This window comes from Kribbella sp. NPDC031520 (assembly GCF_055580825.1).
In genome coordinates this window covers 215,310-242,115 of sequence record NZ_JBVIKS010000007.1, presented here as the reverse complement: position 1 = coordinate 242,115, position 26,806 = coordinate 215,310, and the positions used below count along the sequence as shown (strand labels likewise).

Annotated in this window: 25 protein-coding genes; 9 read left to right on the top strand and 16 right to left on the bottom strand. The window is 68.9% G+C overall.

Annotated features, from left to right (window positions below):
* The first annotated feature begins 53 nt into the window (after window positions 1-53).
* Window positions 54-2,357: a DUF8094 domain-containing protein gene (locus tag ACZ5BU_RS33735; protein WP_465704551.1), complete on the top strand. Its 2,304-nt coding sequence runs from the start codon at window positions 54-56 to the stop codon at window positions 2,355-2,357.
* On the opposite strand, the gene ACZ5BU_RS33730 is transcribed toward ACZ5BU_RS33735, so the two are convergent.
* Complete coding sequence (locus ACZ5BU_RS33730) at window positions 2,330-2,746, bottom strand: hypothetical protein (protein WP_465704550.1); 417 nt, start codon at window positions 2,744-2,746, stop codon at window positions 2,330-2,332. The genes ACZ5BU_RS33735 and ACZ5BU_RS33730 overlap by 28 nt on opposite strands.
* 117 nt (window positions 2,747-2,863) lie before the next feature.
* Here ACZ5BU_RS33730 and ACZ5BU_RS33725 point away from each other — a divergent pair, with 117 nt between their 5' ends.
* On the top strand, window positions 2,864-5,320 hold the full coding sequence (locus tag ACZ5BU_RS33725; protein WP_465704548.1) for a polysaccharide lyase family 8 super-sandwich domain-containing protein: 2,457 nt from the start codon (window positions 2,864-2,866) through the stop codon (window positions 5,318-5,320).
* Here the strand turns inward: ACZ5BU_RS33725 and ACZ5BU_RS33720 are convergent.
* The 4 genes from ACZ5BU_RS33720 to ACZ5BU_RS33705 are packed head-to-tail and all read right to left on the bottom strand — an operon-like array spanning window position 5,298 to window position 7,051.
* Entirely contained in the window at window positions 5,298-5,792 is a 495-nt protein-coding gene (locus ACZ5BU_RS33720) for a MarR family winged helix-turn-helix transcriptional regulator (protein WP_465704546.1), read from the bottom strand. The genes ACZ5BU_RS33725 and ACZ5BU_RS33720 overlap by 23 nt on opposite strands.
* Window positions 5,789-6,388, bottom strand: coding sequence for a DJ-1/PfpI family protein (locus ACZ5BU_RS33715; RefSeq protein WP_465704544.1), 600 nt, complete (start codon window positions 6,386-6,388; stop codon window positions 5,789-5,791). The genes ACZ5BU_RS33720 and ACZ5BU_RS33715 overlap by 4 nt, the downstream gene beginning before the upstream one ends.
* 40 nt (window positions 6,389-6,428) lie before the next feature.
* On the bottom strand, window positions 6,429-6,818 hold the full coding sequence (locus ACZ5BU_RS33710) for a type II toxin-antitoxin system VapC family toxin (protein ID WP_465704542.1): 390 nt from the start codon (window positions 6,816-6,818) through the stop codon (window positions 6,429-6,431).
* Window positions 6,818-7,051, bottom strand: coding sequence for a hypothetical protein (locus tag ACZ5BU_RS33705; RefSeq protein WP_465704540.1), 234 nt, complete (start codon window positions 7,049-7,051; stop codon window positions 6,818-6,820). Before ACZ5BU_RS33705 ends, ACZ5BU_RS33710 begins: the two co-directional genes overlap by 1 nt.
* A gap of 78 nt (window positions 7,052-7,129) precedes the next feature.
* Between ACZ5BU_RS33705 and ACZ5BU_RS33700 the strand changes: the two genes are divergently transcribed.
* Window positions 7,130-7,393: a hypothetical protein gene (locus ACZ5BU_RS33700; protein ID WP_465704538.1), complete on the top strand. Its 264-nt coding sequence runs from the start codon at window positions 7,130-7,132 to the stop codon at window positions 7,391-7,393.
* Between the two features lie 61 nt (window positions 7,394-7,454).
* Here the strand turns inward: ACZ5BU_RS33700 and ACZ5BU_RS33695 are convergent, their stop codons facing one another.
* Genes ACZ5BU_RS33695 through ACZ5BU_RS33680 form a run of 4 tightly spaced genes read right to left on the bottom strand, consistent with a single transcriptional unit; the run spans window position 7,455 to window position 11,678 of the window.
* Complete coding sequence (locus tag ACZ5BU_RS33695) at window positions 7,455-8,630, bottom strand: MFS transporter (RefSeq protein WP_465704536.1); 1,176 nt, start codon at window positions 8,628-8,630, stop codon at window positions 7,455-7,457.
* A complete protein-coding gene (locus ACZ5BU_RS33690; RefSeq protein ID WP_465704534.1) occupies window positions 8,627-9,958 on the bottom strand; it encodes a DNA polymerase III subunit beta family protein in 1,332 nt (443 codons plus the stop codon). Before ACZ5BU_RS33690 ends, ACZ5BU_RS33695 begins: the two co-directional genes overlap by 4 nt.
* 34 nt (window positions 9,959-9,992) lie before the next feature.
* On the bottom strand, window positions 9,993-10,511 hold the full coding sequence (locus ACZ5BU_RS33685; protein ID WP_465704532.1) for an AAA family ATPase: 519 nt from the start codon (window positions 10,509-10,511) through the stop codon (window positions 9,993-9,995).
* Window positions 10,512-10,526: 15 nt separating this feature from the next.
* Window positions 10,527-11,678, bottom strand: coding sequence for an anhydro-N-acetylmuramic acid kinase (locus tag ACZ5BU_RS33680; RefSeq protein ID WP_465704530.1), 1,152 nt, complete (start codon window positions 11,676-11,678; stop codon window positions 10,527-10,529).
* A gap of 253 nt (window positions 11,679-11,931) precedes the next feature.
* Between ACZ5BU_RS33680 and ACZ5BU_RS33675 the strand changes: the two genes are divergently transcribed.
* On the top strand, window positions 11,932-12,831 hold the full coding sequence (locus ACZ5BU_RS33675) for an endo-beta-N-acetylglucosaminidase H (protein WP_465704528.1): 900 nt from the start codon (window positions 11,932-11,934) through the stop codon (window positions 12,829-12,831).
* On the opposite strand, the gene ACZ5BU_RS33670 is transcribed toward ACZ5BU_RS33675, so the two are convergent.
* The gene (locus ACZ5BU_RS33670) at window positions 12,819-13,337 is read right to left on the bottom strand and encodes a histidine phosphatase family protein (protein ID WP_465704526.1); all 519 of its coding nucleotides are present in this window, start codon (window positions 13,335-13,337) and stop codon (window positions 12,819-12,821) included. The two genes, ACZ5BU_RS33675 and ACZ5BU_RS33670, sit on opposite strands and share 13 nt — an antisense overlap.
* Window positions 13,338-13,412: 75 nt before the next feature.
* Here ACZ5BU_RS33670 and ACZ5BU_RS33665 point away from each other — a divergent pair, with 75 nt between their 5' ends.
* The 5 genes from ACZ5BU_RS33665 (at window position 13,413) to ACZ5BU_RS33645 (ending at window position 19,569) form a co-directional block, all read left to right on the top strand.
* A complete protein-coding gene (locus ACZ5BU_RS33665; protein WP_465704524.1) occupies window positions 13,413-15,281 on the top strand; it encodes an acyl-CoA dehydrogenase in 1,869 nt (622 codons plus the stop codon).
* Between the two features lie 263 nt (window positions 15,282-15,544).
* On the top strand, window positions 15,545-16,783 hold the full coding sequence (locus ACZ5BU_RS33660) for a hypothetical protein (RefSeq protein WP_465704522.1): 1,239 nt from the start codon (window positions 15,545-15,547) through the stop codon (window positions 16,781-16,783).
* Window positions 16,780-17,427: a hypothetical protein gene (locus ACZ5BU_RS33655; RefSeq protein WP_465704520.1), complete on the top strand. Its 648-nt coding sequence runs from the start codon at window positions 16,780-16,782 to the stop codon at window positions 17,425-17,427. Before ACZ5BU_RS33660 ends, ACZ5BU_RS33655 begins: the two co-directional genes overlap by 4 nt.
* The gene (locus ACZ5BU_RS33650; RefSeq protein WP_465704518.1) at window positions 17,424-18,668 is read left to right on the top strand and encodes a hypothetical protein; all 1,245 of its coding nucleotides are present in this window, start codon (window positions 17,424-17,426) and stop codon (window positions 18,666-18,668) included. The genes ACZ5BU_RS33655 and ACZ5BU_RS33650 overlap by 4 nt, the downstream gene beginning before the upstream one ends.
* Window positions 18,669-18,798: 130 nt before the next feature.
* Window positions 18,799-19,569, top strand: a complete 771-nt coding sequence (locus ACZ5BU_RS33645; protein WP_465704516.1) for a DUF4097 family beta strand repeat-containing protein — start codon at window positions 18,799-18,801, stop codon at window positions 19,567-19,569.
* A 54-nt stretch (window positions 19,570-19,623) separates the two neighbouring features.
* Here the strand turns inward: ACZ5BU_RS33645 and ACZ5BU_RS33640 are convergent, their stop codons facing one another.
* The 6 genes from ACZ5BU_RS33640 to ACZ5BU_RS33615 form a co-directional block, all read right to left on the bottom strand.
* On the bottom strand, window positions 19,624-19,872 hold the full coding sequence (locus ACZ5BU_RS33640) for a DUF6458 family protein (protein WP_465704514.1): 249 nt from the start codon (window positions 19,870-19,872) through the stop codon (window positions 19,624-19,626).
* A 91-nt stretch (window positions 19,873-19,963) separates the two neighbouring features.
* The gene (locus tag ACZ5BU_RS33635) at window positions 19,964-21,742 is read right to left on the bottom strand and encodes an NHL domain-containing thioredoxin family protein (RefSeq protein WP_465704512.1); all 1,779 of its coding nucleotides are present in this window, start codon (window positions 21,740-21,742) and stop codon (window positions 19,964-19,966) included.
* Window positions 21,743-21,798: 56 nt separating this feature from the next.
* Window positions 21,799-23,433 carry a hypothetical protein gene (locus ACZ5BU_RS33630; RefSeq protein ID WP_465704510.1) on the bottom strand — a complete coding sequence of 545 codons (1,635 nt, stop codon included), beginning with the start codon at window positions 23,431-23,433 and terminating at the stop codon, window positions 21,799-21,801.
* Between the two features lie 114 nt (window positions 23,434-23,547).
* Window positions 23,548-24,456 (bottom strand): carbohydrate ABC transporter permease, encoded by a 909-nt coding sequence (locus tag ACZ5BU_RS33625; protein ID WP_465704508.1) that lies wholly within the window; start codon window positions 24,454-24,456, stop codon window positions 23,548-23,550.
* A complete protein-coding gene (locus ACZ5BU_RS33620) occupies window positions 24,453-25,352 on the bottom strand; it encodes a carbohydrate ABC transporter permease (RefSeq protein WP_465704506.1) in 900 nt (299 codons plus the stop codon). The genes ACZ5BU_RS33625 and ACZ5BU_RS33620 overlap by 4 nt, the downstream gene beginning before the upstream one ends.
* 43 nt (window positions 25,353-25,395) lie before the next feature.
* A complete protein-coding gene (locus ACZ5BU_RS33615) occupies window positions 25,396-26,676 on the bottom strand; it encodes an ABC transporter substrate-binding protein (protein WP_465704504.1) in 1,281 nt (426 codons plus the stop codon).
* Window positions 26,677-26,806: the final 130 nt, after the last annotated feature.

Sequence of the window (26,806 nt, the reverse complement as noted above, 5' to 3'; positions counted from 1 at the left end):
CCGTCCGGTGCACCCGTCCGTCGCCGGGCTCGTCGTACAACGGGAGCCTCTTCATGCGTTTCGCCCGCATCACCCTGGGTCTGCTGCTGGCACTGTCAGGCCTGGCGGCCGCCGCCGCCGGAGCGGTCGCAGCCTTCTGGCTGGTCGGCCCGGACAACACGATCACCACCCCCAGCCGTCAGCTCGCCAGTACGGGCCTCGCGGTCGTCAGCGCGCCGTCGCTGCTGGACCGGCACGGCCCGACGCTGCACGTGTCCGCGACCGGCGACAAGCCGCTGTTCATCGGCGTCGGGCAGGACCTCGACGTCCGCGACTACCTCTCGGGGGCCGCGCACACGCAGGTGGTTCGCGTCGACCTGCCGGCCACGTTCGGCACGCGGGAGATGCGTGGCCGTACCAACAAGTTGACGCCGCCCGGCGAGCTGGACTGGTGGGTCGCGCAGTCCGCCGCGGGTGCGCAGTCGGTCAGCTGGCCGGTCCAGGACGGGCGGTACGACGTCGTCGTGATGAACGCGGACGGTTCGCCGGCGGTCGGCGCCGACGTCACCTTCGGCATCCAGGTCCACCGGCTCTTCGGCATCTGCCTGCTGGTGCTCGGAGCCGGCGTTCTGCTCTTCGGCGTCGGCCTGTGGTTGCTCTGCCGCCGTCGCCCGGCCGCCGGGAATGCCGAGGTCACCGACACCATCGAGATCCCGGTCGTCAAGCTCACCCGCGTCCCGGCCCTCGTCTCAACGCCCGCCAAGCCGGCCGAGAACACCCCGGCGTACCGAGTCTCCCCCTTCCACCCCGACCGGGTGAGCCCCTTCGCTCCTCTCTCAGAGGAGAAGCAAGAAGAGGAAGCGCCGCTCGAGTCGGCTCCGGCAGATCCCGAGCTCGCGCCGGTGGCGGCGACCGTTCGGGAGACAACCGCTCCGTTGGCGGCGTCCGTTGCGGAGACGAGCGCTCCGTTGGCGGCGTCTGCTGCGGCGGAGACGACCGCTCCGGCGGGCGAGGGCGTGCCTGCTCCTGTGGTGTCGGCGCATCCGGCGCTGGTGCGGACGGGTGCGGTGCGGACTGCGCCGGTTGCGGTGCCGGCGGCGCCGATGTTCATGTCGGCTGCCGCGGTTGCGCGCGCCAAGGCGCCGGTGCTGATCGGCGCCGGCGCCCGGCACAACGGGAACGGCCGGCCGTCGTACGACGAACCGCCGTACGAGCAAGCGACGTCCGCCGTGCCGACGTCCGCGGACGTCGCGTCCGCCGCGACCCGGACGACCGACGGGACCCGGACGACCGACGCGACCGGGGCGGCTGACGAAGGGCGGACGGCGGACGGGGCGACCGAGACTGTGCCGCTGAACGAGTCGCCGGAGTTTGTGAAGAGTGATGAGGCGGTACGGCGGACCGCGGCGCTGCTGGCGTCCGGGGCTATGTTGCTGACGGCAACGAGCTGTGGGCTGATGCCGCCGAAGAACAGCCTGACCGCGCCGGACAGCAGGCCCGCGGTGACGCTGGCGGACGCGCAGGCCGTCGTCCAGCGGTACAACCAGCTGAACAACCAGGCGAACCGCACCCGCGACGGCAAGCTGTCGGCCACCATCGAGGGCAACCCGACGCTCGCGCAGACCCTGGCCGGTTTCGAGATCGGGCGGAAGCTCGACGCGGCCGGCAAGGAGGTGTCGAAGCCGTTCAGCTACACCGACCCGGAGATCGGCGCACCGCAGTTCACGTCGTACCCGATGCGTTTCGTGGTCAGCTCCGGCGTCTCGAACGCGCCGGGCAGCCGTCAGCTCGGTGTCTGGCAGCGGGAGGACGCGGGCAGCCCGTGGCTCCTCACCCACTCGGTCTACCCGGCGAAGTCCGCCGGCGTACCGTCCCTCGACGGCCTGCGTACCCCGGACAGCACGGACCTGAACAACCTCCGCTCCCAGCCGGCCGCGGTCGCCCGCGACCTCGCGGCGTACCTGACTGGCGGCGCGAAGGCCCCGCAGGCGAGCAGCTTCGCGAAGTCGGCGAGCCTCAGCAACCTGCTCGACCTGCGCGCGAAGGCGAAGACGGCCGACACCGCCGAGCCGTACATCGCGAGCGTCACCGACGCGTTCCTGCCATCCGGCACGCCGCTCGCGTTCATCACCTCGAAGGGCGACGCGCTGGTGTTCCTGTCGCTGACCGAGCAGTACCTGCAGCGCGTCGAGCCAGGCTCGAACGCGTACTGGACCAGCGGCGAGGCGACCGCGTTCAGCAGCATGGTCAAGTACACGCAGAGCCTGCACCAGGACTACCTGCACCAGGTCGCACTGGTGATCCCGACCAAGGCGTCCGGCAAGCCGGTCCAGGTGCTGTCGGTCGATCCTCAGCTGGTCGGCGCCGGCGGCGTCTGACGACCACGGCCGAGCAGCCAGCGCCAGCGCGGCTGCTCGGTGACTACACAGGCGGCCGCGAGGACGCTGACGACCGCGGCGACAACGGTCGGCCATGCGAACCACGCGGCCACCACGGCGGCGACCAGCTGCATCAGAACAAGCAGAACGGTGACGACTCCAGGCACCGGTACGACAACGCGCGGCTTGTCACCCGGCGTCTGGAAGACCGTCGGCAGACCGATCAGCACGACAACCGACGCAATTGCTAGCCAGGCGCCGTGCGACCAGAGAGCCCAGGGCGCACCGACCCAGGCGATCAACTCGGTTCCGAACCGCAGCGCCGAGGCGAGACGGGTGTCCGGCGCGGACGTCGTAGCGGGGCCGGACGGCGGGGTGTGTGTGGTCACGGGGCAACGATGACAGCTCGGCAGCTGGTTGAGAAGTCAGCGGCAAGCGGTTGCTGAAGAATAGTTCCGACTGGTTGACTTCCGAGGTTAGGTTTTCCCATCCGCCCGGGAGTACCAGTGGACCTCACCCGTCGCCGCCTGCTGTCCGTCGTCCCCGCCGCCGCGCTGCTGACCGCCGTACGACCCGCCTCGACGGCGCGCGCCACCGCGATCGCTGCCGACCCCGGCGTACTGCTGGCGAATGCGATCGCGATCTACGCCGGTACGCCGGAATCCAACGCCCGACCCGAAGTCGCCGCGAAGGTCACCGCGATCGACAGCACCGCCCGTACCTGGCTGTCCGCCCTGGACCGCGCCGGCACCGGCGAGCTGTTCGCCGGCCTCCCGCTCGGTACGAGCGACCCGAACCTCAGCTCGTCGTACCAGCACCTGTACGAGATCGCGCTCGCGTACCGCCGCCCACGGCCGGCGTCCGACCTGCAGACCCCGGCCGTCCGCGACCGGATCGTGAACGGGCTGACCTGGCTGCACGCCAACTACTACGGCGACCAGTCGAAGGGGTACTACGGCAACTGGTTCACCTGGGAGATCGGCATCTCCACGTTCGTGTCGAAGACGCTCGCGCTGATCGACGCACCAGCCGACCTGGTCACGACGTACGTCACGTCGATGGACGCGTACCTGCGAAACGGGAAGGACGGCGACGTCGACCTCGACTCGCGGTTCCACACCGGTGCGAACCTCGTCGACATCACCGCGAACCGGGTACTGCAGGGCGCGCTGCTGAACGACGACGCGCGGATCCGCAAGGCGCTGCAGGACCAGTTCACGGTATTCGCGACGGTCGACCCGTACAACCTGCAGCACGGTGTGACGGACGGGTACTACACGGACGGTTCGTTCATCCAGCACGCGTCGGTCGCGTACACGGGCTCGTACGGGAAAGGCCTGCTGAGTCGCGTCGTACAGACGATCAAGGTGCTCGCGGGGACGGAGTACGCGCAGGGCGACGACCTGGTCGGGGTCGTCCAGGGCTGGGTCGAGCACGGGTTCGCGCCGCTGATCTTCGAGGGCTGGATGATGGAGATCGTCAAGGGCCGCGCGGTGTCGCGGACCGGGACCGGGTACGACGACGTCGCGGTGATCGTCGAGGCGGTCGTGGACCTCGCCGATTACGCCGCCGGCGCTGACGCCCTGCGGTTGAAGGCGTTCGCGAAGTTCACGTCGCGGCCGACGATCAACGTGAACAGCTTCGTGTCGCCGGTCAGCATCGGCCGGTTCGCCGACCTCAAGGCGGACGCGTCGATCGTGCCGGCCGATCTCAACCCGGCGGAGCTCAGTACGGCCTTCAACGCGATGGACCGGACGGTGCACCGGCGGCCGGGGTACGCGTTCGCGCTGGCGCGGAACTCTTCGCGGATCAGCAAGTACGAGTACATGAGCGGGGAGAACCTGCTGCCGTGGTTCCAGGGCGACGGGGCGCATTACCTGTACCTGTCCGGACAGGACCAGACGCAGGCGTACGGCATCGACTACTTCACCACGGTCTCGCCGTACGCTCTCGCCGGGGTGACGGCGCCGGTCGAGACCCGCAAGTCGGTGCCGGAGCTGTACGGAACGGCGTACTACGACAACGCCGCGCTCGGCTTCACCGCGTCGTCGGAATCGCAGAACACGTACGTCTACTTTCCGCTTGGCACGAATACGTATTCCGGCGGCGCGACCCTCGACGCCTACGGTGCCGTCGGCTGGATCCAGTCGGACGATTTCGCGTACGCCTCCCGCGCGGAGCTGCCGTCCGACTTCGTCACGTACAAGAACGCCAGTGCGACCAAGTCGTGGTTCCTCATGGACAACGAAATCGTCGTACTGGCAGCAGGCGTCGGCGACGACACCCGTCCAGTGACCACGACCCTCGACACCCGGATCGCCGCCGCCGGTGCTGCGGTGGACGTCACGCGCACCGACCCGCGGTGGTTGCGCTACACCGACGGAACAGTTGCGATGGGCTACTACTTCCTACAGCCGGCGGCTGTTTCGGTGGATGTTCAGACTGTCACCCGAAGCCGTCGAGTGGTGCGTACGTCCAACCCGGACACCGCAGTCACCAAACAGGTCTTCGCGATCACCCACACCCAACCACCAGGCCCGAAGCACTCCCTCGCCTACGCATTGGTGCCCAACGCAACAGAGACGGGCCTCGGTGCCTACCAGCACGGGAATCTCGCCGTACTGTCGAACACCGTTAAAATGCAGGCGATCCAGCACAACAGCCTCCGCCTCACCGCCGCCAACACCTTCACACCAGGCCGGCACCACCTCCCCGGGCTGACCGTCGACGGTCCGGCATCGCTGCTCATCCGTCGTGAGGCTGCAAGCGTGCAGGTTGCCGTGTCCGATCCGACGACGCAGCGCGACACCGTCACGATCAACCTCCCGGCGCAGTACCTGAAGCCTGCGACCGCGACGCCTGGCGTGCAAGTGCAGCGAACTACAACTGGCACCCGCCTGACCTTCACCACGCGCCACACCTACGGGAGCAGTCTCGCCGTCAAGCTTCTTCCAGCTTGGTGATCAGCGCCTGCATCGTGCGGAGCGTCGTACGGAGATCGTCGATGTCGACGGTCTCCGCCAGCTCCGACGTCCACGGATGCTGCGCGACCGCGATCTGCCGAATCGCGTAGTGCCCCGCCTCCGTACATGCGAGCAACTTCGCCCGCCGATGCGCCGGGTTCGGCCGGTACTCCGCCAGCCCGCGCTCCACCAGCAGGTCCGCGATCCGCTGCACCCCCTGCCGGCTCACGCCCATGATCCGGCCGACATCGGCAACCGAGTGCGGCTCACGCAGTACGCCACCGAGCACCTGCCACCAGGCCGCGGTCAGCCCGCCGTTCGCGGCCAGGCTCTGCGCGGCCTCCATCAGCCGCGCGTTCAGCCGGAAGGTGGCGAGTACGACATCGGTCAACGCCGCACCACCTTCCGACTGCGGGCCAGGCTTCGGCCACTCGTCCCGCGGCGGAACCGCCGTCTCGTCCTTGCCCGTCATCCCACCAGCGTCGCGTAGGCGGCCGGGTCGGCGCGGTGGAACACGCCCTCGTACGCGTCCAGCTTCTGCTCGTCCGCGAGCTCGAGCCGCTCCAGCACCGCCCGCGCGAACTGCACCGGCGAGTCCGGCCCCGCCGTGATCAGATCCCCGCCGACAACCGCGCGCGCGTCGACGTACCGATCCGAACCCTGGTATCCGGTGGCCTGCAGGTACTCCTTCGCCGCGCTCGTGTGCGCCCGCTCGTCCAGCAACCCGGCCCGAGCCAGCCCAACCGTAGCCCCGCAGATCGCCGCCACCGGTACGCCCTCCTCCAGGAACCGCCCCGCCAGCTTCGCGAACGCGTCCCCACCGCCCGCATCCCACTGCCCCGACCCAGCAAGCACCAGCAGATCCCCTGCAGCCGGCACCACATCCCCGATCACCACATCAGGAACGATCCGCAACCCACCCATCGTCACGACCGGCTCAGCCGTCTCCCCCACCGTCACCACAGTCCAAGGCACCCCGGTGAACCGCCCAGTCCGCAACTCCACCAGAAGATGCCCGATCTCCCAGTCCGCCAACGTCTCGTACACCGCCACATAAACTGTCTTCATAGACAACATGCTGTCACTACGACAACATGCTGTCAATAACTCAGGCCGGGGTATCCACAACCAAACCGGCAACGCGGGCGGCGTCGGCGAGGCGCTTGTCGTAGGTGACGAACGAGGTGAGCGGCTGAACTCGGAGCGCTGTCGCCAGGTGGATCGCATCCAGGCTCCGGACTGTCGCCGGGCGTACGGTCTGGGCAAGGATCCGGCTGCCGGCATCCAGGTGGCGAAGGTCGATCAGATCCAGGACGCGCGGCAGCCGCGAGACCGCCTCCGGTGCGTGCCGCGCGAGCGCCCGGAATGACTCGATCTCCGCGAGCACCGAGCTCACCCACGCCGTCTCGGCCCGCTCGTCCAGCCAGTCGCGCAGCGCGGCCGACTCGGCCTCGGCGTGGACCAGCTTCACGATCGCGGCCGAGTCCAGATAGATCATCAGCGGTCGCCGTCCCGTTCCCGGGCGAGCTCCGCGCCGACATCGACGCCGTCCGGCTCGCCGATCGGCATCCGCAGCACCGCTCGCCGCATCTCGGCGGCCCGCTCGCGACGCACTGCCGCCTCGAGCACCGCCTGCCGGATCACAGCCGACCGCGAACTGCCGTCGTGAGTCAGCACCGACAGCGCATGCTCGGTCTCCGCGTCGGTTCGAATCGTGATCGTGTCTGCCATACCATCAGTGTAAGACAAGCCGTCTTACTCCACCAGAATCCGGGTCTTGTGAGCCGCCGGGCCTGGGAGGGTGTGGAGATGGGTGTTCGTGAGCTGACGTTGGGTGACTGGGGGCGGTTGTGGCCGTTGGTGGAAGGGTTTGGGACTCGGTTCGGGGAGGTGGAGTCTCGGGGGTTCTTCGCGGAGCTGGTGGTGGATCCGCGGTGGGTGGCGTTCGGGCATGAGGACGGGGGTGAGTTGGTCGGGTACGCGGCGGTGCAGAACTACGGGACGCATTTGCGGGGCGGGCCGCGCCATCAGCAGCCGGACTACCCGACCTTCGAGATCGACTTCGCCAAGTAGCCGCACCCCGATTTGTGGAAACTTTTCGTCGTTATCTGCAGATTTTCTTCCGCAAAGGCCGTCATCCGGCCAGGTGATTGGCGGCGGCTGGTTCGAGGTGGAGGAGTGCGAGTCCGGCGAGCGCGGTTGCGCCGGCCGCCAGTGCGAGGGCGTGGCGTACGTCGACGGTTGCCAGGAGGTTCGTCGAGGCGATCAGGGGGATGGTTTGGGCCAAGGACAGCAGGGATTGCAGGCGGGTCAGGTGGGATTTCGGCGTGCTGCGGACGAAGACCGGTGCTAGGTGTGACGTGAAGAGGCCGACGCCGAGGCCTTGTGTGAGGGTGGCGCCGACCGCGGCCGGGATGGACGGCGCGAGGCTGAGGCCCACGATCCCCGCAGCGGCGAGCAGGCAGCCGAGGCCACCCGCCGACCCGGCGCGGTCGAATGTGCCGAGGCGTGCGACGAGGACCGTTACGAGCAGTCCGCCACAAACGTTGCCTGCCACAACAAGCCCCGCCTGACCCGCTGTCCAGCCGTGCGAACGGGCAAGCAACGGCACGCACAACGACGTCACCGGCAGGACGAAGGCCGCGACCAGTGCGACCACGCTCAGGATCGTTCGCAGTACCGGATTCGCCACCGCCACGCGTAAACCGTCCAGCGCGGCGCGGACGACGGGCGGACGATCGGCCTGCGGCGGTACGTCGTACGGCGGTCTGAGCAGGAGCAGTACGAGGAACTGGACGGCGAACGTAAGGCCGTCGAGCGTGAGCGCTCCGACGAGGCCGACCGTCGCGACGAGCAGGCCGCTGAGCGGACCGCCGGCGAGGGTGATCACCTGCGTGGCCGACGTCCGCAGGGCCATTGCCCTGGGCAACTGGTCGTCCGGTACGAAGAGCCGGGGCAGTACGCCGGCGGCCGGCAAGGCGAACGCGTCCACGGTGCCGACCGTGATCGAGGTGGCCAGGAGGACGCCGGCCGATACGCCGTGGATCCCGACCGCCGGCGCCAGCAGGAAACAGCAGGTGCCGACGATCGCGGTGCAGGTGAGGAGAAGGCGGCGCGGACCGAGGCGGTCGCCGAGTACGCCGCCGAGCACGAGGAGGACGGCGCGCGGCAGCGTGAACCCGGTCAGCACGAGCGCCGCGACCCGCGGGCCGATGCCCGTCGCGGCCCATCCGAGCGCGAAGAACAGTGCGTTGTCGCCGAGTACCGAGAGGGTGGAGCCTGCGAGCCAGCCGTAGTACGCGCGGTTCACCCGTCCAGCCGGACGGGCATCACCAGCGTGGTGAAGGTTCCCTGATCGGCCGACCGTACGACGACCGGTCGCGACGGCTCGCAGATCTCCAGCAGTACGTCGGGTCCGACGCTCGCCGCCAACGCCGCCGCCAACAGACTCGCGGTGAACCCGATCCGCACGGCCCCGGTACCGATCACGTCGAGCCGCACCTCGTCGCCGATCCGCAGCTCCTCCGCGTCGATGTCGAAGGCAACAACCTCGCGCCCTTCCAGCGCTGTCAGCAACTGGAGCCGATCCACCACCACCCGGCAGGCCGGCGGCGCCAATCCCTCGAGGATCTGCTGGTACGCCGGATACTCCGCATCAACCGTCGCCAGCTCGCGCGATTCGTCCCCCCGAACGAGCCGCAGCCCGCCGTCCACCTCGACCCGTACGACGTCTCCCGCCGCAACCCACCGGCTGACGGCGGCAAGCTCCGCGGCCGGCACCAGCACCCGTCCCGACGTCCCCCCGAACTCCACCGGCCGGACACTCCGCACCGCCAACCGATACCGATCGGTCGCCACGAACACGACTTCGTCCGGCGACAGTTCGATCAGCACACAACTCAACACCCGCCCCAAGTCCTCACCTCCACCCGCCGCGGAGGCCCCGCGGGAGGTGGACGAGTCGCGGGAGGTCGCGTCGGCAAGCGCTCCCGCCGTCGGGGCGGATCGGCCACCCGGGGCCGAGTCCGTCGCCGGCACAGCACGGGCACCACCCTCAGCGCCGGCCGCACCCGCAGGTCCGGCACCACCTCCAGCGCCAGCCGCACCCGCAGATCCGGCAGCAGCTGGGGCGGGCCCACCCACAGCGCCGGACGCACCCGCAGCACCGGACGAACCTGCGGCGCCGGCGGTAGCTGGTTCGGCGTCTGCGCCCGCGGCAGCGTCGTCTGTCCTCACGTCAGCGGCCTGTGCTGCGGCGGGGGTTACTTGGCGGATGGCGCTGGCCAGTTCGGGGCCGCCGAGGACCGCTGTTGTTTGCTGGGAGAGGAGTTGGGTGAGGAGGCGGGTGGCGGCTTCGCGGGTTGCGGTGGATTTCGCTTCGAGGGTGCGGAGGTGGGCGCGTACGAGTTCGGCGATCTCGGCGGGCGGCGCGTCCAGGGCGAGGCGGACGTCGGGGAGGGGGAGGTCGAGCTCGCGGAGGTCGCGGAGGAGGCGGGCTCGGTCGGCCTGCGACGGGTCGTAGTAGCGGTAGCCGTTGGTGGTGTCGACCTCCGCGGGTGGGAGCAGGCCGCAGTCGTCGTAGAACCGCAGCGCGCTCGGCGCCAGCCCCACCAGTCGAGCGAACTCACTGATCGTCATGCGCTCGACCCTCATCCCTGCACCAACTCGAAGGTCAACTCCGGAGCCGGCCCCACAGGCTGAGGGTCTTGCCGAAGCGTTCGCCCCGGATCCAGTCCAGGATTCCCTTCGCGCATCGCTCCGGGTTCACGTCCGACCGCACCGAGCGCGGCACGTACTTGCGCAACTCCGCCGCGTCGGCCACCGCCTCGTCGATCTGCTCCGAAGTCCAGCCACGCACGGCCAGCCGCTTCCGGCGGATCGCGTCCGGACAGTCCAGATGCAGCCAGCGACCTTCCGGCAGCTCGGAGGGCAGCCCCGGCGTGAGCAGCAGCACGGGGATGCCGGAGCGCCGGATCAGCTCGGTGATCCGCAGCCACAGCGCGTTGTACGCCGGCCAGATCGGCGCCGCCGTCGGACTCGCGATGGAGAGCCCGAGCAGCCGCCCGTTGTCGTCCAGCAACTCGTCCATGTCCATCACGACCAGGTTGCCCGGGTTGAGCCGGACCAGCTCCGGCACAACCGTCGACTTCCCCGATCCGGGCGCACCGGTCACCACGAACAACCTCGTCACAGTCCTAGTGTGCGGTCATTCGACCAGAAGGCGCGCGGGAGGTCGTGCCTCGCCGGAAATCGTCGGTAGCCCGCTGAGCCCGGGCGTGACCGAGCCGAGGACGCTGGAGTGCGCCGCGCCGGTGCAGCTCGGCACCGTCCCGCCCAGGCCGTGTACGGTCAGGAACCCGAGTACCGCGAACGCGTACGCCTCCTTCGCCGCCGACGGCATGCCCAGCTCGTCCGTGGTCCGGACCGGTACCTCCAGCTCGTCCGCGAGCAGGTGCATCAGCGCCGGGTTCCGGATCCCGCCACCGGAGGCGACCACCTCGGTCCCGCCGTACCGCCGGACCGCGTCGGCCACGGTCCGCGCCGTCAGCGTCGTCACCGTCGCGACCAGATCCTCGGCCGGGATCACCGGCAGCCCTTCCAGAGCGCGGGCGACGTACGCGAGGTTGAAGAGCTCCTTGCCCGTCGACTTCGGCGCCGGTCGTTCGTAGTACGGCTCGGCCAGCAACCGGTCGAGCAGCTCGAGATGGACCTGCCCGCGCGCCGCCATCACCCCGTCCGCGTCGAACGGCCGCCCGGTCAGCTCCAGCACGACGGCGTCGATCAGCGCGTTCGCCGGTCCGGTGTCGAACGCGACCGGCTCGCCGTGGACGACGGTGATGTTCGCGATCCCGCCGAGGTTCAGCGCCACGGGTACGCCAGGACGCCCGCGCAGCCACAGTACGTCGATGATGCTGACCAGCGGCGCACCCTGCCCGCTCGCGGCGACGTCCCGCGCGCGCAGGTCCGACACCACCGGTACGCCGGTCGCCTCCGCGATCCACGCGGGCTGTCCGAGCTGCAACGTCCCGCGGACCGCGTCGCCGTCGACCCAGTGGAACATCGTCTGCCCGTGCGAGACGATCAGGTCCGCGTACCCGCCGCAGAGCTGCTCGACGGCCTGCCGCGCAACCGCCGCGAACGCCTGCCCGATCCCGGTGTCGAGCTTGCACACCTGCTCCATCGAGGTCGGGGCCGGCGGCAACGCGGCCGCGATCGCGGCCCGGAGGTCGTCCGGGTACGGCTGGCTGAGCATCCCCAGCGGTGTCAGTACGAGCTGGTCGCCGTCCAGCCGCAGGTCCGCGGCAGCGGCGTCGATCGCGTCGTACGACGTCCCGGACATCAGTCCGATCACTCGCATGTCACTCCCGTCGATGGCCGGTCGCAGCGTCCATCTTCGTTCATCGGTCGCCGCGGCGCGTAACCTTCCTGCTGTCGCCGCGCGGGCCTGGCCCGCCGCGGTGAACCCTTGACACCCGGGTTTTCGCCAGTCGATGATCGGTGTCGCTATACCGGTTTATCTGCTCTGACCGCCGGAGCTGGATCGCCACGCGGTCGCAGGTACTTAACCGTTATAGCGACCCGCCCACCTGTGACGAGGAGTCGATCAGCTCATGAAGCGAAGGACCCTGTTGTCAGCCCTGGCCGCCGGAACCGCGGCCGCCGCAACCGGTGCCGCCTTGCCGGCCGAGGCCGCGGACAAGCGCCGGCCGCGCGCGACGAGCGGCCCGATCACCGTCGCGTACATCGAGGTCAACGACCACAGCATGCTGAGCGCCGGCAAGTACACGCTGGCGAAGACGGGCGCGCAGGTGATCGACGTCGCGGTGATCTTCGCGGCGAACATCAACTACGACGGCTCGAACGCCTACCTGTACTTCAACGACCAGGTGACGAACGTACTGAACAACGTCGCCACCCAGGTCCGCCCGCTGCAGGCGAAGGGCATCAAGGTGCTGCTGTCGATCCTCGGCAACCACCAGGGCGCCGGCTTCGCGAACTTCCCGGACCAGGCGTCCGCCGACGCGTTCGCGCAGCAGCTCGCCGATGCGGTCAACCAGTACGGCCTGGACGGCATCGACTTCGACGACGAGTACGCGGAGTACGGCAACAACGGCACCGGCCAGCCGAACGACTTCTCGTTCGTGTACCTCGTCCAGGCGCTCCGCGCGAAGCTGCCGAACAAGCTCATCACGCTCTACGACATCGGCCCGGCGGCCGACCGCCTCACCTACAACGGCCAGAGCATCGTCGAGACCTTCGACTACGGCTGGAACCCGTACTACGGCACCTGGTCGGTCCCCAGCGCACCGAGCGAGAAGTCCCGCCTCTCCCCGGCCGCCGTCTCGTACACCGACACGAGCTCGTCCACCGCAGCCAGCCTCGCGCAGCGGACGGTGAACGAGGGGTACGGCGTCTTCCTCACGTACAACCTCACCGAGTCCGACACGTCGGCGTACATGTCCGCCTTCACCCAGAAGCTCTACGGCAGCAACACCGTCTACAACGCGTAGGTCCAGCCGGGCTGCCAGTCGAACGGCGCCTCGATCAGCTCCTCCATCGGTCGCCCACTCCCCAGCAGGTGCTCCAGCGCCCACCTGTTGGCGGAGTGGGCAACCACGAGCACGGTTGCTGCGTCGTACCACTGCTTCACATCAGCAAGGAACGAACGAGTCAGCTCGACGACATCGGCGTACGACTGACCGCCCGGGAACGGGTTCCGGACGCGCTCGACCCTGGGGGCGAGCGCGTCCACCGGCGCTCCGTTGAGCTCGCCGTAGTTGCACTCTCGCAGCCGCCAGTCCTGCAGGTGCGGCACTACGAAGCCGGCCACCTCCACGGTCTGGACAGCGCGCAACAGGTCGGAGCTGAACACCACGTCGACGTCCTTGCGGCGCTCCCCCAGCTCCTTCGCCAGGTGCAGACCTTCCGGCGACAGCTCACCCGGCAACCATCCGGTCGCGATCCCGTTCTCGTTGTCCACAGTGATCGAGTGCGTCTCGTATATCAGCCTGGTCACGAGTCACAGCTAACCCCCTTTGTCTTCATTACCGGCGGGTATATACTTAAGTTACTCGTGAGTAAGGGAGCTTCTGTGAGTCACTACAAGTCGAATCTGCGGGACATCGAGTTCAACCTGCTCGAGGTCCTGGGCCGGGGTGACGTGCTCGGACAGGGCCCGTACGCCGAGATGGACGTCGACACCGCCCGCGAGGTGCTCGCGGAGGTGGACCGGCTGGCCAAGCACGAGCTGGCCGAGTCGTTCGCGGAGGCGGACCGGAACCCGCCGGTCTTCGACCCGGAGGCGCACGAGGTCCGGATGCCCGAGGCGTTCAAGAAGAGCTACCACGCCTACATGGACGCCGAGTGGTTCAAGCTCGAGCTGCCGGCCGAGCTGGGCGGTCAGCCGACCCCGCCGTCGCTGCGCTGGGCCGCCGCCGAGCTGGTGCTCGGCGCGAACCCGCCGGTGCACATGTACGCCGCCGGCCCGAACTTCGCGCACGTCCTGTGGCGCAACGGCACCGAGCGGGACAAGAAGATCGCGCACCACATCATCGAGCGCGGCTGGGGCGCCACCATGGTGCTGACCGAGCCGGACGCCGGCTCCGACGTCGGCGCCGGCCGCACCAAGGCCACGCTGCAGGACGACGGCTCCTGGCACCTCGAGGGCGTCAAGCGGTTCATCACCTCGGGCGAGCACGACATGACCGAGAACATCATCCACCTGGTGCTGGCCCGCCCGCAGGGCATCGAGGGTGTCGGCGGCCCGGGCACGAAGGGCCTGAGCCTGTTCGTGGTTCCGAAGTACGACTTCGACCTCGAGACCGGTGAGCTGACCGGCGAGCGCAACGGCGCCTTCGTCACGAACGTCGAGAAGAAGATGGGTATCAAGGTCTCCACGACCTGCGAGATCACCTTCGGCGACAGTAACAACGGAGGCCCCGCGAAGGGCTGGCTGCTCGGCGAGGTGCACGACGGCATCGCGCAGATGTTCCAGGTGATCGAGTACGCGCGGATGATGGTCGGCACCAAGGCGATCGCCACCCTGTCCACCGGCTACCTGAACGCGCTCGAGTACGCGAAGGAGCGGGTGCAGGGCGCGGACCTCACCCAGCCGGCCAAGGACGCGCCACGGGTCACGATCACCCACCACCCGGACGTACGTCGTTCGCTGATGACGCAGAAGTCGTACGCGGAGGCGCTGCGGGCGCTCGTCCTGTTCACGGCGACGTACCAGGACCGGGCCGAGCAGGCGCGGTACGCCGGGGAGCACGACGACCTCGCTGAGCGGGTCAACGACCTGCTGCTGCCGCTGGTGAAGGGGTACGGCTCGGAGAAGTCGTGGACGCTGCTCGGCACCGAGTCGCTGCAGACGTTCGGCGGCTCCGGCTTCCTGCAGGACTACCCGATCGAGCAGTACGTACGGGACGCGAAGATCGACACGCTCTACGAGGGCACCACCGCCATCCAGGGGCAGGACCTGTTCTTCCGCAAGATCATCAAGGACCAGGGCAAGGCACTGGGCCATCTGGCCGAGCAGGTGCAGGCCTTCGTCGCCTCCGAGGCGGGCAACGGCCGCCTCAAGGAGGAGCGTGGACTGCTCGCCAAGGGCCTCGAGGACACGCAGAAGATCCTGGGCATCATGGGGCAGGCCCTGATGGCCAGCAACCCCCAGGCCGAGAACGGCGACCCCCGGAACATCTACAAGGTCGGCCTGAACACCTCGCGGCTGTTGTTCGTCCTCGGCGACGTGGTCTGCTCGTGGCTGATGCTGCGCCAGGCCGAGGTCGCGCTGGAGCGGCTCGGCGGCGAGCTTTCGGCCGCTGACCAGGACTTTTACACCGGCAAGGTGGCCGCGGCGCAGTGGTTCGTCCGGTCCACGATGCCGTCTGTGCGGGCCGAGCGGATCAAGGCCGAGCTCACCGATCTGGACGTGATGGACCTCCCCGAGACCGCGTTCTGAGCTCCTCCGGCTCGGCCACTTGCGCGGGTCGAGCCGGAGGCCGCCGGGGCATGAATTCGCCGAATCTGCCCCAGGTTGCCCCACGATCTGCCCTGTTGCGGGGCGTGCGGATGTAGCAACGTTTCTGCCCTGAAACACCGTGACCCTGGCTTGGTCTCCCCTGTCCGAGCCAGGGTCGCGTCAACTCCGGGGAATGGAACCGCTCGATGGCTGCCTGCGTCCGTCTGGATGTGTCCACCCCCGGTCGTCGTACGCTGTCCGCGATGCGCGCCCGACTCCTCACCGCCCTGCTCGCGGCCCTCGCGTTCCTGCCCGCCCTCCCGGCGCGCGCGAACACGCCCGAGCTGCCCGACCGGATCGCCGCCGTCTGGCGGACCGACCACCTGTCGGTCGACCCGCGGCTGGCGGCCGGCATCCCGAAGACCGAGCTCGACCGGATCCGGACGGCGATGCGCACCGCGGCCGTACCCGTGTACGTCGCGCTCGTACCGCGGACGCCGTACCTCGAAAAGAACACGTACGACATGCCGACGCTGCTGCATGCGCGGATCGGTACGCCGGGGTTGTACGTCCTCGCGGTTGTGGACGGCAACTACTGGGGAACGACCGCGGGCCTGTACCGCCAGGGCGGGCTGCGCGGGCGTGACCTGGGCAGCGTGGAAGGTGACGACAAGCAGCGCCTCGACCTGGTCTCGGACCGCCCGGCGCCGCGGGTCGTCCGGACGATCCAGCAGGCGTCCACGGCGTTCGACGGGCGCGCGCTACCGCCGGTACCGGCCGGTGACCTGGAGCCGGAGCACTCGTACGGCGACCACGGCCTGTCGACGACCGACAAGGAGGACCGGTCGGCGTACGTCGGCCTGGGGGTCGGCGCGGTCCTCGGGTTCGCGCTCACCCTGCTGATCGGGCTGCGGCGGCGCGGGAAGGTGACCAAGCGCAGCAAGCCGCCGGCGAAGGACGAGCCGCCTATCGACGCGTGGGACGTACAGCTCAAGGCCGACGACAGGATCAGGGCGGCCGAGCGGGCGGTGGCCCGGCTCGACAAACGGCGTAATCCGACGACGGAGCAGCTGGACCGGCGCGACGACGCGTACCGCCGGCTGGATGCGGCGCGGACGCTCCGGGCGGACCACCCGGACGACCTGCTCGCCTCGGCCGGCGCGCTCGTACTCGCCCGGCAGGCGGAGCGGGGTGCGTCCGGTGCCGCCGTACAGCCGCCGTGTTTCTTCGACCCGACGCACAACCCCGGTACGGCGAGGGTCGACTGGTCGGACGACGTCGAAGTACCGGCGTGCCAGCAGTGCGCGTCCGTCGTGCGGCGAGGCAAGACGCCGCGCGGGCTGCGGGTGTGGACGAAGTCCGGGCTGCTCGGTCACGACCGCAAGCAGGTGCCGTACTGGACGCTCGAGCCGGAGGACAACCCGATGGTGGCGACCGGGTTCGGTGCGCTCTCGGACGACCTGCCGGAGCGGGTCGCGGCCTGGAAGGACGAGGTCCGATGAGGCGGCTCGTACTGTTGCTTGCGGCAACCTTGGTGCTGCTCACCGGGACCGCCTGGGCGGCTGATGATCCGCGCGTGAGCGGCGCGGTCGCGGCCTGGGCGCACGAGCCGCTGTACGTCGACCCGGACTTCGCATCGGTTGCTGACGGCAACGAGATGCTCCGGGTGATCTCCGGTCTCAAGGTGCCGGTGTACGTGGCCGTCGTACCGACCGGCGAGTGGTTCCCGGAGAAGGGCGACACCGGGTTGTTGGCCGGCCGGATGGCCGCCGCGAACGGAAAGCCGGGAATCTACGTCGTGATGAACGGCGACGAGACGTACGGCGTCGCGAACCAGGTCGCCGCGTTTGCGCCGAGCTGGACCTTTCCCGACGGGAAGGAGTCGCTGAGCAAGCAGCTCTCCGAGTACCTCGACGGCGTCGTGCAGACGAAGAACAGCACGCCGGAGCCGGCCCGGACGACGCCGACGCCGACGCCCGCACCCGAGTCGTCGTCCTCGGGCGACGACAGGTTCACCGCCGGCAAGGCGATCGGGAACGGCCTCGGCGGGACCGCGATCGGGCTGATCGGCGGCGGCGTACTCGGCGGCATCGTACTGATCGTGGCGGCGATCGCCACCCCACGACGACGGAAGGAACGCTCGTGAAGGCCCGGATCCTGTTCGCCTGCCTGGCGGCGGCGCTGACTCTTGTGGTCGCCGCGCCGGCACAAGCCGCGCCGGCCGGGACGCCGGCGGAGCGGGCCCGCGAGATCGCGACCGCGTTGACGAAGGACCCACTGTACGTCGATCCGGCGTACAAGACCGCGCTGCCCGCGAACCTGCGCGCGGACGTCTCGAAGAAGGCCAAGGCGCTCGGGTACCCGGTGTACACGATCATCCTGCCGCTGACGCCGAGCGACGAGTTCCAGGGCCAGGAGAGCAACGTCCTCACGCTGGTGATGGACGCGATGCAGAAGCCGGGGCTGTACGTCGTCGTCGACGGCGGCAGCCGCTTCCCCTGGTACGAGACGAAGGACGTGCCACAGCTCAGCGAGGAGAAGCTCGACGCCTCGCGGGAACGCGCACTCGACGACGAAGGGTACGACGCGGGGCCGACCGAGGTGGTCGCCCGGATGTACGAGCTGCTCGCCCAGCCGGGGATCCCGAGTACGTCACCGCGGCCCTCCTCGGGTACGCCGGATCGGCACGACGACTCGGAACCGGGCGGGCACGGGTGGATCGTCGCGGTCTCGCTCGCCGGCGGTCTGGTCGTACTGATCGGGCTCGGGCTGGTGATCGGTCGGCGGCGCGGCGGTTCGGGTTCGGCGCCGCGGCGCGAGCAGACGTTCCGGATCCCGCCGCATGTCGCCGCAACCGTGGCGGCCGAGCGGCGGCGGAAGCTGACGCGGGACACCAACGCCGAGCTCACCAAGCTCGGGTCCCAGCTCGCGGCACTGCCGACGACCGAAGGCGCGGGGCTGGTCCACCAGCAGGCCGCGTTGGACGATCACGCTGCCGCCTCGAAGATCCTCGACTCGTCGTCACCGGATCTCGTCGATCTGGTCGGCGCGATGGTGCTTCTCGACAAGGGGCGGCGCGAGTACGACGCTGCCGTTGCGGCCGCGGCGGGCCGCCGGGCGGACGCCGTACCGGACCTGTGTGCCTTCAACCCGCTGCACGGGCGGGCGACCGGGCGGCCGACCAAGGTCGAGTCCGACGGTACGACGCTGACGCTGCCGTTGTGCGACGAATGCCGGCAGGCTTTGAAGCGCGGGGCCGCGCCGGCGTCACTGCCCGGCAAGGACGGGCCGTACTGGTACGAGGACTCGCTCTGGGCGCGGACCTTCTTCGGCACCACCGGCGACGACCTGGCCGCCGCGGTGTCGCGCGGCGAACTGCACCCCTGACAACCCCGCCCCCGAGCGAACCGAGGGGGCGGCTCAGGGACGCCTCGGGGGATCTGCCGGATCCTCGGCACCCGCCTCGGCGCCTACTGTCGTTCCGACAACTTGGGTGGGGCTCGAGAAGAGGCGGACGATGGCAGAGAACAAGCAGCTCGGCATAATCCTGCTGGTGGCGGCAGCCGGGCTGGCGTTCTGGCAGTTCGGGGACCGGGACTCCGACGAGACCCACAAGATCTCCGACAAGATCGCCACCGTTCAACTGGCCGCCGGTCACTCCGACATCACGATCAAGGTGTCCGACGACGACCAGACCAGCGTCCGGGAGACGCGCAAGTTCTGGTTCTTCAAGCACGGCGACGCGTACACCGTGAACGACGGCGTACTGAAGCTCGACGGCGACTGCGGATGGCAGTGCACCGCCGACTACGAGGTCACCGTTCCGCGCGGAACCAAGGTCACCGGGGAGAACGGCAGCGGCGACATCCAGATCTCCGGCGTCGCCGGCGTCGACGCCAAATCCGCGTCCGGCAAGGTCGAACTGCGCGACGTCGACGGCGACGTGAACCTGCACGTCACGTCCGGCGACGTCTCGGTCCACGGCCTCAACGGCAAACTGTCCCTCAAGGCGAACTCCGGCGACATCGAGGGCAAGGACCTGAAGGGCGGCGCGGTGGACGTCGAAACCACCTCCGGCGACATCGAACTGACCCTCGCCGAAGCCAACGACGTCACCGCCAAGGGTACGAGCGGCGACATCGACATCAAGGCCCCCGGCACCGACTACAAGACCAAGCTCGACAGCAAGCACGGCGATGTCGACGACAACCTCGGCAACACTGCGAGCGGCAGCCACACCATCACCGCCACCACCACCTCCGGCGACATAGAACTCCGCTCGGAATAGCCCACAGAGGCACCCCCGCGCGCGACGCAGCAGATCGCTGCGCTCACCGGTCAGCTACTCGCTGATGTCTCGGTGGTGTTCTTCGACCACTCGGTATTCCTCTTCTACTGCGGGGTCGATCGCGTTGGTTTCCACTCGACGGCGGCGGTTCGTGATGTAGAAGGAGAGGACGATGCCTGCCACGCCGGCGAGCAGCAGGATGTAGCCGACGACCTGCAGGTTCACCGCGTCCCAACTGTCGCGTACGGCGAACGCCAGGATGGCGCCCACCACCATCAGAAAGATCCCCACACCGATACTCATCGACGTCTCGCTTCCCTCCGGGCCGCGGCTGGTTGACGTCTTCCCTGTACCCGAACACCAAACTCTGAACAGGCCCAGCCGGCGGCCGGTACTACTTGGCTCCGGAGAGGACCAGTTCGACCCGGTTCGGGCCGTCGGGGGTGATGGTGACCGGGACGCCCCAGTCCTGGCGGTGCATGTGGCAGGCCGGGAACTCGACCTCGGCGGAGTCGTCGCACGACGCGGCCTGGACGGCGACGTGGAGTACGCCGGAACCGGCGTGCGGATCGATCACCAACCGGCGGACCAGGTCCGTCGAGTCGCCGGCGCCCTCCCGGAGCAGGCTGTCCGGTGTGGACGACACCAGCAGCCGCGTCGACGGGCCGTAGCGATCGTCCAGCTTCTGCCCGGGTGGCGGCGTGAAGACGACCTCCAGCGTCACCTCACCGGCAGCCAGATCCATCGGCGGGCGCTGCGCACGGGTACTGAACTCGTCCGCGACCGCGGACGCCCCCAGCGGGATCCGGGTCAACCGATGCGCGGCGGACTCGACCACCAGCAGTTCGTTGCCCACGACAACGGCCCCGCTCGGCTCGGCCAGTCCGGTGGCCATCGTCTCGACCGTCTCGGTGGCCGGGTCGTACCGCCGTACGGCGCCGTTGTACGTATCCGCGATCGCGACCGAGCCGTCCGGCAGCACGGTGACCCCGAGCGGATGCTGCAGCAGCGCCTCGCTCGCCTTCCCGTCGCGCAGCCCGAAGTCGAACAGGCCCGTGCCGACAGCGGTGTGAACGGACATGTCGATCCAGCGCAGCGCGGAGATCTCCGAGTCCACGAGCCACAGCCGCTCCCCGTCCGCCGCGAGCCCGCTGGTCTGCGCGAACCAGGCCTCGTCGAGCGGCCCGTCCTTCAGCCCCTCGTTGGTCGTACCGGCGGCAACCGACGTCACCCCGCTGAACGGGTCGAACGTCCACAGCTGGTGGACGCCGGCCATCGCGATCCACACCTTGCCGCCCCACCACGCGACGTCCCACGGTGAGCTCAGTACGTCGGTCCCGTCACCGTCCATCCACTGCTTGCCGGTGCCGACCAGCGTCGTCACCTCCCCGCTCTGCAGGTGGACGCCGCGGAGCGCGTGGTTGACCGTGTCCGCCACGACCACGTCGTACCCGGTCCGGGCCGCAACCTCGTCCGGGAGCAGCACCAGTCCGTTCGGCTCGGAGAAACGCGCCTCGGAGTCGCCTCCGTCCACGAAACCACGCTCGCCGGTACCGATCCGCCGTACGACCGTCGTCGCGTCGGCAGCCAGCTCCACGATGCTGTGGTTGCCCGCGTCCGCGACCAGGAACCCGTTGTCCAGCGCAACCACCTTCGCCGGGAACCGCAGGTCCGTCGGTTCGGCAACAGGAGCGACGTACGGCGACCTGCCGCGCGTCAACGTCCCCGTGGCCTCGTGCTCGGCGACCAACTCGGACAGCAACGCGTCCAATGCGTGCAGGTGCCCCTCGCCCGAGTACTGCGCGACGATGTACCCGTTCGGATCCACCAGCACCAACGTTGGCCAGGCGCGCGCCGTGTAGTTCTGCCAGGTGACGAGCTCCGGGTCGTCCAGCACCGGATGCCCCACCTCGTACCGCTCGACCGCGGCCCGGACCGCCCCCTCCTCACCCTCGTGCGCGAACTTCGGCGAGTGCACCCCCACAATCACGAGTGCGTCCCCGTACTTCTCCTCCAACGGCCGCAACTCGTCCAGCACGTGCAGACAGTTAACGCAACAAAACGTCCAAAAATCCAGCAACAAAAACCGGCCCCGGAAGTCGGCCAGCGCCAACTCCTGTCCCCCGGTGTTCAACCACCCACGACCCCGCAACTCAGGCGCACGCACATGCATGCCCACCATTGTCCGCCGCGACTCAACCGCAGCCGCCACCGGACCGTCCGGCGAGATCAGCGGGGCAGGATCAGGGTGTCGGTGAGGAGTTTGGCGGTTTTGCGGAGGGTTGCCGGGGAGGACGACAGGTCGGCGGCGAGGGTGTAGGGGGTGAGGGCTTCGCCGGGGCCGACCAGGCGGTGGCGGTGGGCGATCAGCCAGACGATGGCGCGGGGCCAGGTGGAGAGGCGGGCCTTGGCGAGCAGGTCGGGGGCGTCGCGGACCAGGCGTTCGGCGATGTCGAAGGCGTCGGGGGCATACGCCGTACCCAACGTCTCGCCGGCCATCAGCCAGGCGTGCGGCGCCAGGACCGAGAGGGTGGCGGCCTGGTGGTTGTCGAGGCCCTGGAGGTCGGGCTGGGGTGGTGAACCGAGGCCGGCCAGGGCGCGGTAAGCGTCTTCCAGATCGTTCGTCGCGTCGTCGAGGAAGACCCGTTCGCCGGGCTTCGAGCCGACCGGGTCGATCATCGCGGCGGCCTCCAGCGCGGGCTGCCAGACGTCGACGGCGTCGACGGCCTCCTCGACGGTGTCGAGCGGCAGGTTGGCCTGCTCGCCGGCGAACTCCAGCCAGGCCTTCACCACGACCGGCACCGCGTCGAAATAGGTGCTGTCGGCAAGGACCTTGCGGGGCAGCCAGTGCGCCAGGAAGAGCTCGACGAGCACCCCGCTGACCCGGAGCGGACCGCCGACGGTGTGGTCGACCGCATGGTCGATCCACAGCCGGACGATGTCCGCGGCATCGTCGGGCAGACCAACGGCCTGCTGTGACTCGAGGAAGTCCTCGACCAGGTGCTCGCGTTGCCGCGGGGACAGCAGCGGCCGCATCGGCGGGCGGACCGGGCGCTCCGGCATCTGGGTGAGCCGGTTCACCAGCAGGCCGGTGAAGAACTCGAAGTCCTCGCTGACCGGCGGATCGTCGTAGTCGCGGGTCTCGCCGAGCGCCTGCAGGATGATCCCGGCCGCGATCGGCGGCCGCACGGTCCGGACGGTCACCCGACCGCCGCGCTGGTACGCGTCCAGGACGCGGTCCACCGGCGGGCCGACGAACACGTCCTTGATGATCCCGCCGAGGTTGTTGTCGACGAACACCACCAGCGTGTGCGGATGCTGCTCGTCGTCGTAGTCGAGGACGACGCTGAGCCCGTCGCCGGTGATGTCCTCGGAGACGATCGCGCTGGTCAGCCGGAACCCGGCGATCCGGGTCACCCACTCCGGGACCTCGTCCTGCGTCCGCAGGCGGGACACGTGGGCGCGCTGCAACGGCAGCCGGCCGGCCGGACCGACCGTCCGGGCCAGACTGGTCAGCAGTACGAAGGACTCCAGGTCACGGCGTTCACCGAGAACGTGGGCTGCGTCGGCCCAGAAGAACCGCTCGACCTCACCGATCTCGTCCGGGCGCCCGGCCGGCCACAACTGGTCGGCGAGCATCGCCGCCGAGCGGGCCACGGATGCCTCGGCGATCACCGGGTGCAGCGCGGCCGGCACCGCGGCCAGGTCGAGGGAGAGCGTTTCCAGCAGGGTCTCCAGCACAGCGACACTCGGCGTGGTGTCGACATCGACACCCACCGGCGGCGCGTAGGGCTCGTCGGGATCGGAGCCGACGAGCCGCAAATGGCTGCGCCGTCCGTCCCGTCCACTCGGAGACTTGGTCACCTCCGTGAGATTACCGTTCGGAGCCAGTCCGCCGCAGGCCCCTCCGCGCGCCCTGTGGACAACTCGAACGACAACGACCCGTGCTCAGCCGAGCACGGGTCGTCGAAGTGGGCGTCAGCCCTTGAGCGCGCCGGCCATCAGACCGCCGATGAACCAGCGGCCGAGCAGGATGTAGACGATCAGCGTCGGGAACGACGTGATCAACGCCCCTGCCATCGAGGCGGCGTAGTCGACCTTCTGACCACCGGCCAGCGCCGCCAGGCCGAGTGTCACCGGGCCGTTGTTCTGCTGGGTCAGGAACAACGCGAACAGGAAGTCGTTCCAGACCGAGGTGAACTGCCAGATCAGCGTCACCACGAACCCGGAGATCGAGATCGGCAGGATGATCCGCGCGTACGTCTGGACCAGCCCGGCGCCGTCCACCCGGGCCGACTCGATGATCTCGTTCGGCACAATCGTGGCGTAGTAGTTCCGGAAGATCAGCGTGCAGATCGGGATGCCGTAGATGCAGTGCGCGATGATCAGGGTCGGAATACCCCGGGTGACGTTCAGGTCGGTGAACGTCACCCGCAGTGGCAGCATGACCGCCTGGTACGGGATGAACATCCCGAACAGGATGAACGCGAACACGATGTTCGCGCCCGGGAACCGCCAGCGGGCCAGCACGAACCCGTTGATGGACCCGATCATCGACGAGATGATCGCGGCCGGAATCGCCAGCGACAGCGACCGGATCATGTACGGCTGCAGCACGTCCCAGGCGTTCCGCCAGGGCGCCAGCGTCCAGGTCTTCGGAAGGTTCCACTGCGCGGCGGCCGTGGTGTCGCTGGACGTCTTGAAGCTGGTGATCAGTACGACGTACACCGGGATCAGCACGAACAGCAGGAACAGCAACAGCAGGACGTACCGGATCGTCCGGCTGCGCCTGGTCGAGCCGTCCGCGATGACGCCGCGGCTCTTCGAAGGCTTCCGGCGGATCGCCGCTGCGGCCTGCCCGGTCACAGCCGTCGTGTCGGCGCTCATTCCTCAGTCTCCTGCCGGACGGTCCACGCGAGGTACGGGATGACGAGTACGGCGACGACGGCGAGCATCACGATCCCGATCGCGGCCGCCTTGGCCATGTCGCTGCGCAACAGGGTGTTCCACATCAGGATGGCCGGCACCTCGGTACGGAACTGGTTCGGCCCGGTGATCGCGTAGATCAGGTCGAACAGCTTCAGCGAGATGTGGCCGAGGATGATCAGCGCCGACAACGCGATCGGCGACAGCTGCGGGAACAGCACGTGCCGGTACAGCTTGAACTCCGACGCGCCGTCCACCCGGGCCGCCTCCCGCAGCTCCGGCGGGATACCCCGGAACCCGGCCAGGAACAGCGCCATGATGTACCCCGACATCTGCCAGACCGCGGGCAGCGCGATGGACGCCATCGTCGTCCATCGACTGCCACCGGTCCACCACGGATTCTCCAGGAAATGCAGGTGGAGGATCTCGAACAGCCGGTTCAGGCCGCGGGCGTCGTCCCCGGTGGAGGGGTTCAGCAACCAGCCCCAGACCACCCCCGAGGCGATCATCGAGATCGCCATCGGGAACAGGTAGACGGACCGGAAGATCGACTCGCCGGGTACGCCCTTCTCCAGCAGCAGTGCCCAGAGCAGACCGAAGACCAGCGTGCCCACGATGAACGCCACCGTGAGCACGCCGAGGTTCTTCAGCGAGTTGAGGAACCGGTCCTCACTGAACAGATGCCCGTAGTTCTCGAACCCGACGTACGGGTAGGAACCCTTGCGAGCGGTGTGCCGACTGGTCAGCGAGGTGTTGAAGGACCACGCGATCAGCCCGTAGACGAAGTACCCGAGCAGCAGCACGGTCGGCAGCAGCACCAGGGCGCCAGGTCCCCAGGTGCGGATTCTTCCGTGCATGCTCAGTCCTCCGTTCCGGAACCGGTCCGCAACTCGCTGCGCATCAGCTCGTCTTCATCGCGGTGCCGAGCGCCGACTGCAACTTGGCGACGTCCGGGCTGCCGCTGAACTGGCTGAGCGCGGACAGGATGTCGTTGTTCTGACCGGCAGTGCAGGCGGCACCGTGGGCGCAGGACGGAACGATCGTGTCCTTCTTCCAGTCGGCCATCGCGCCCTGCTGGTACTTCGGGTAGTCGGCCGGATCGGCGTCCGAGCGGGCCGGGATCGAGCCCTTCTTGGTGTTGAACGCCTTCTGGCCCTCGGCCGAACCGACGACCTTCAGCCAGCACTTCGCCCCGTCGGGGTCGGCGCCGTTCGTCGGCAGCGTGAACGAGTCCGCCAGGAACTGGAAGTCCTGACCGGTGCCCGGCGACGGCCAGTAGGTGTACGCCGAGTCCGGAACCTTGTCCGACAACTGCTGTGCGGCGACCCAGTCACCCATCAGCGTGTAGCCGGCCTTGCCGCTGTTCACGTAGCCCAGTGCGTCCGGCCAGTCGATCGCCTCGCGGTCGGTGTTCGTGAAGGTGAGCAGCGTCTTGTACTTGTTCAGCGCCGCCGTCACGTCGCCGCCGGACCAGTCGGTCTTGCCGTCCCACAGTCCCTTGAACTTGTCCGCGCCGAGCTCGCCGAGCAGTACGGCCTCGACCAGCATCTCCTGCGCGAAGCCCTTGGAGACGGCCAGCGGCGCCTTCACTCCGGCGGCCTTCAGCTTGGTCAGGTCAGCGATCCACGCGTCCACGTTGGCCGGGGCCGTCGTGGCGTCGATGTTCGCCTTCTTCAGCACGGTCGGGTTCGCCCAGACCACGTTCGCCCGGTGGATGTTCGCCGGGATCGAGTAGATCTTGCCGTCGACGGTCAGGTTGTCGATCAGGTTCTGCGGGAACGCCTTGTCCAGCCCGTAGTCCTTGTACAGCTGGGTGACGTCGTCGACCTGACCGGCGTTGATGTAGTCCTTCAGCTCGGCACCCGCGTGTGCCTGGAAGGTGGACGGCGGCTTGCCGGCCTGCAGGTCGTTCGCCAGTACCTGCTTGGCGTTCGAGCCCGCGCCACCGGCGACGGCGGAGTTGACGAACTTGTAATCCTTGCAGGTCGTGCCGAACACCGAGACCAGGCCGTCAAGACCGGCCTTCTCGCCACCGGCTGCCCACCAGGTGAAGACCGTGACGTCCTTGCTCGCCGACGAGTTGCCACCGCCACCGCTGTTGTCGCTGTTCCCGCAGGCGCTCACCGCGAGAAGACCCGCTGCACCCACCAGCGCCAGGGTCTTACTCAGACCACCACGCATGATTCACTCTCCGATCAGTTGATGGAGCCGCCTGTGACAACGATGCCCCCTTGACGGCCCAACTCTCGGCCGGTTACTGGCGGGTGTCAACGTTCCGCGCAGGCGCGTTGCGCAGCCGTGACCCCGTACA

Excerpts from the sequence above, each read along its gene's own strand:
- ACZ5BU_RS33625 (WP_465704508.1), bottom strand. The coding sequence starts at position 24,456 with ATGAGCGCCGACACGACGGCTGTGACCGGGCAGGCCGCAGCGGCGATC.
- ACZ5BU_RS33700 (WP_465704538.1), top strand. The coding sequence starts at position 7,130 with ATGGGTGTTCGTGAGCTGACGTTGGGTGACTGGGGGCGGTTGTGGCCG.
- ACZ5BU_RS33720 (WP_465704546.1), bottom strand. The coding sequence starts at position 5,792 with ATGACGGGCAAGGACGAGACGGCGGTTCCGCCGCGGGACGAGTGGCCG.
- ACZ5BU_RS33735 (WP_465704551.1), top strand. The coding sequence starts at position 54 with ATGCGTTTCGCCCGCATCACCCTGGGTCTGCTGCTGGCACTGTCAGGC.
- ACZ5BU_RS33615 (WP_465704504.1), bottom strand. The coding sequence starts at position 26,676 with ATGCGTGGTGGTCTGAGTAAGACCCTGGCGCTGGTGGGTGCAGCGGGT.
- ACZ5BU_RS33715 (WP_465704544.1), bottom strand. The coding sequence starts at position 6,388 with ATGAAGACAGTTTATGTGGCGGTGTACGAGACGTTGGCGGACTGGGAG.
- ACZ5BU_RS33690 (WP_465704534.1), bottom strand. The coding sequence starts at position 9,958 with ATGACGATCAGTGAGTTCGCTCGACTGGTGGGGCTGGCGCCGAGCGCG.
- ACZ5BU_RS33680 (WP_465704530.1), bottom strand. The coding sequence starts at position 11,678 with ATGCGAGTGATCGGACTGATGTCCGGGACGTCGTACGACGCGATCGAC.
- ACZ5BU_RS33620 (WP_465704506.1), bottom strand. The coding sequence starts at position 25,352 with ATGCACGGAAGAATCCGCACCTGGGGACCTGGCGCCCTGGTGCTGCTG.
- ACZ5BU_RS33655 (WP_465704520.1), top strand. The coding sequence starts at position 16,780 with ATGAGGCGGCTCGTACTGTTGCTTGCGGCAACCTTGGTGCTGCTCACC.
- ACZ5BU_RS33640 (WP_465704514.1), bottom strand. The coding sequence starts at position 19,872 with ATGAGTATCGGTGTGGGGATCTTTCTGATGGTGGTGGGCGCCATCCTG.
- ACZ5BU_RS33645 (WP_465704516.1), top strand. The coding sequence starts at position 18,799 with ATGGCAGAGAACAAGCAGCTCGGCATAATCCTGCTGGTGGCGGCAGCC.
- ACZ5BU_RS33710 (WP_465704542.1), bottom strand. The coding sequence starts at position 6,818 with ATGATCTATCTGGACTCGGCCGCGATCGTGAAGCTGGTCCACGCCGAG.
- ACZ5BU_RS33660 (WP_465704522.1), top strand. The coding sequence starts at position 15,545 with ATGCGCGCCCGACTCCTCACCGCCCTGCTCGCGGCCCTCGCGTTCCTG.
- ACZ5BU_RS33675 (WP_465704528.1), top strand. The coding sequence starts at position 11,932 with ATGAAGCGAAGGACCCTGTTGTCAGCCCTGGCCGCCGGAACCGCGGCC.
- ACZ5BU_RS33705 (WP_465704540.1), bottom strand. The coding sequence starts at position 7,051 with ATGGCAGACACGATCACGATTCGAACCGACGCGGAGACCGAGCATGCG.
- ACZ5BU_RS33635 (WP_465704512.1), bottom strand. The coding sequence starts at position 21,742 with ATGCATGTGCGTGCGCCTGAGTTGCGGGGTCGTGGGTGGTTGAACACC.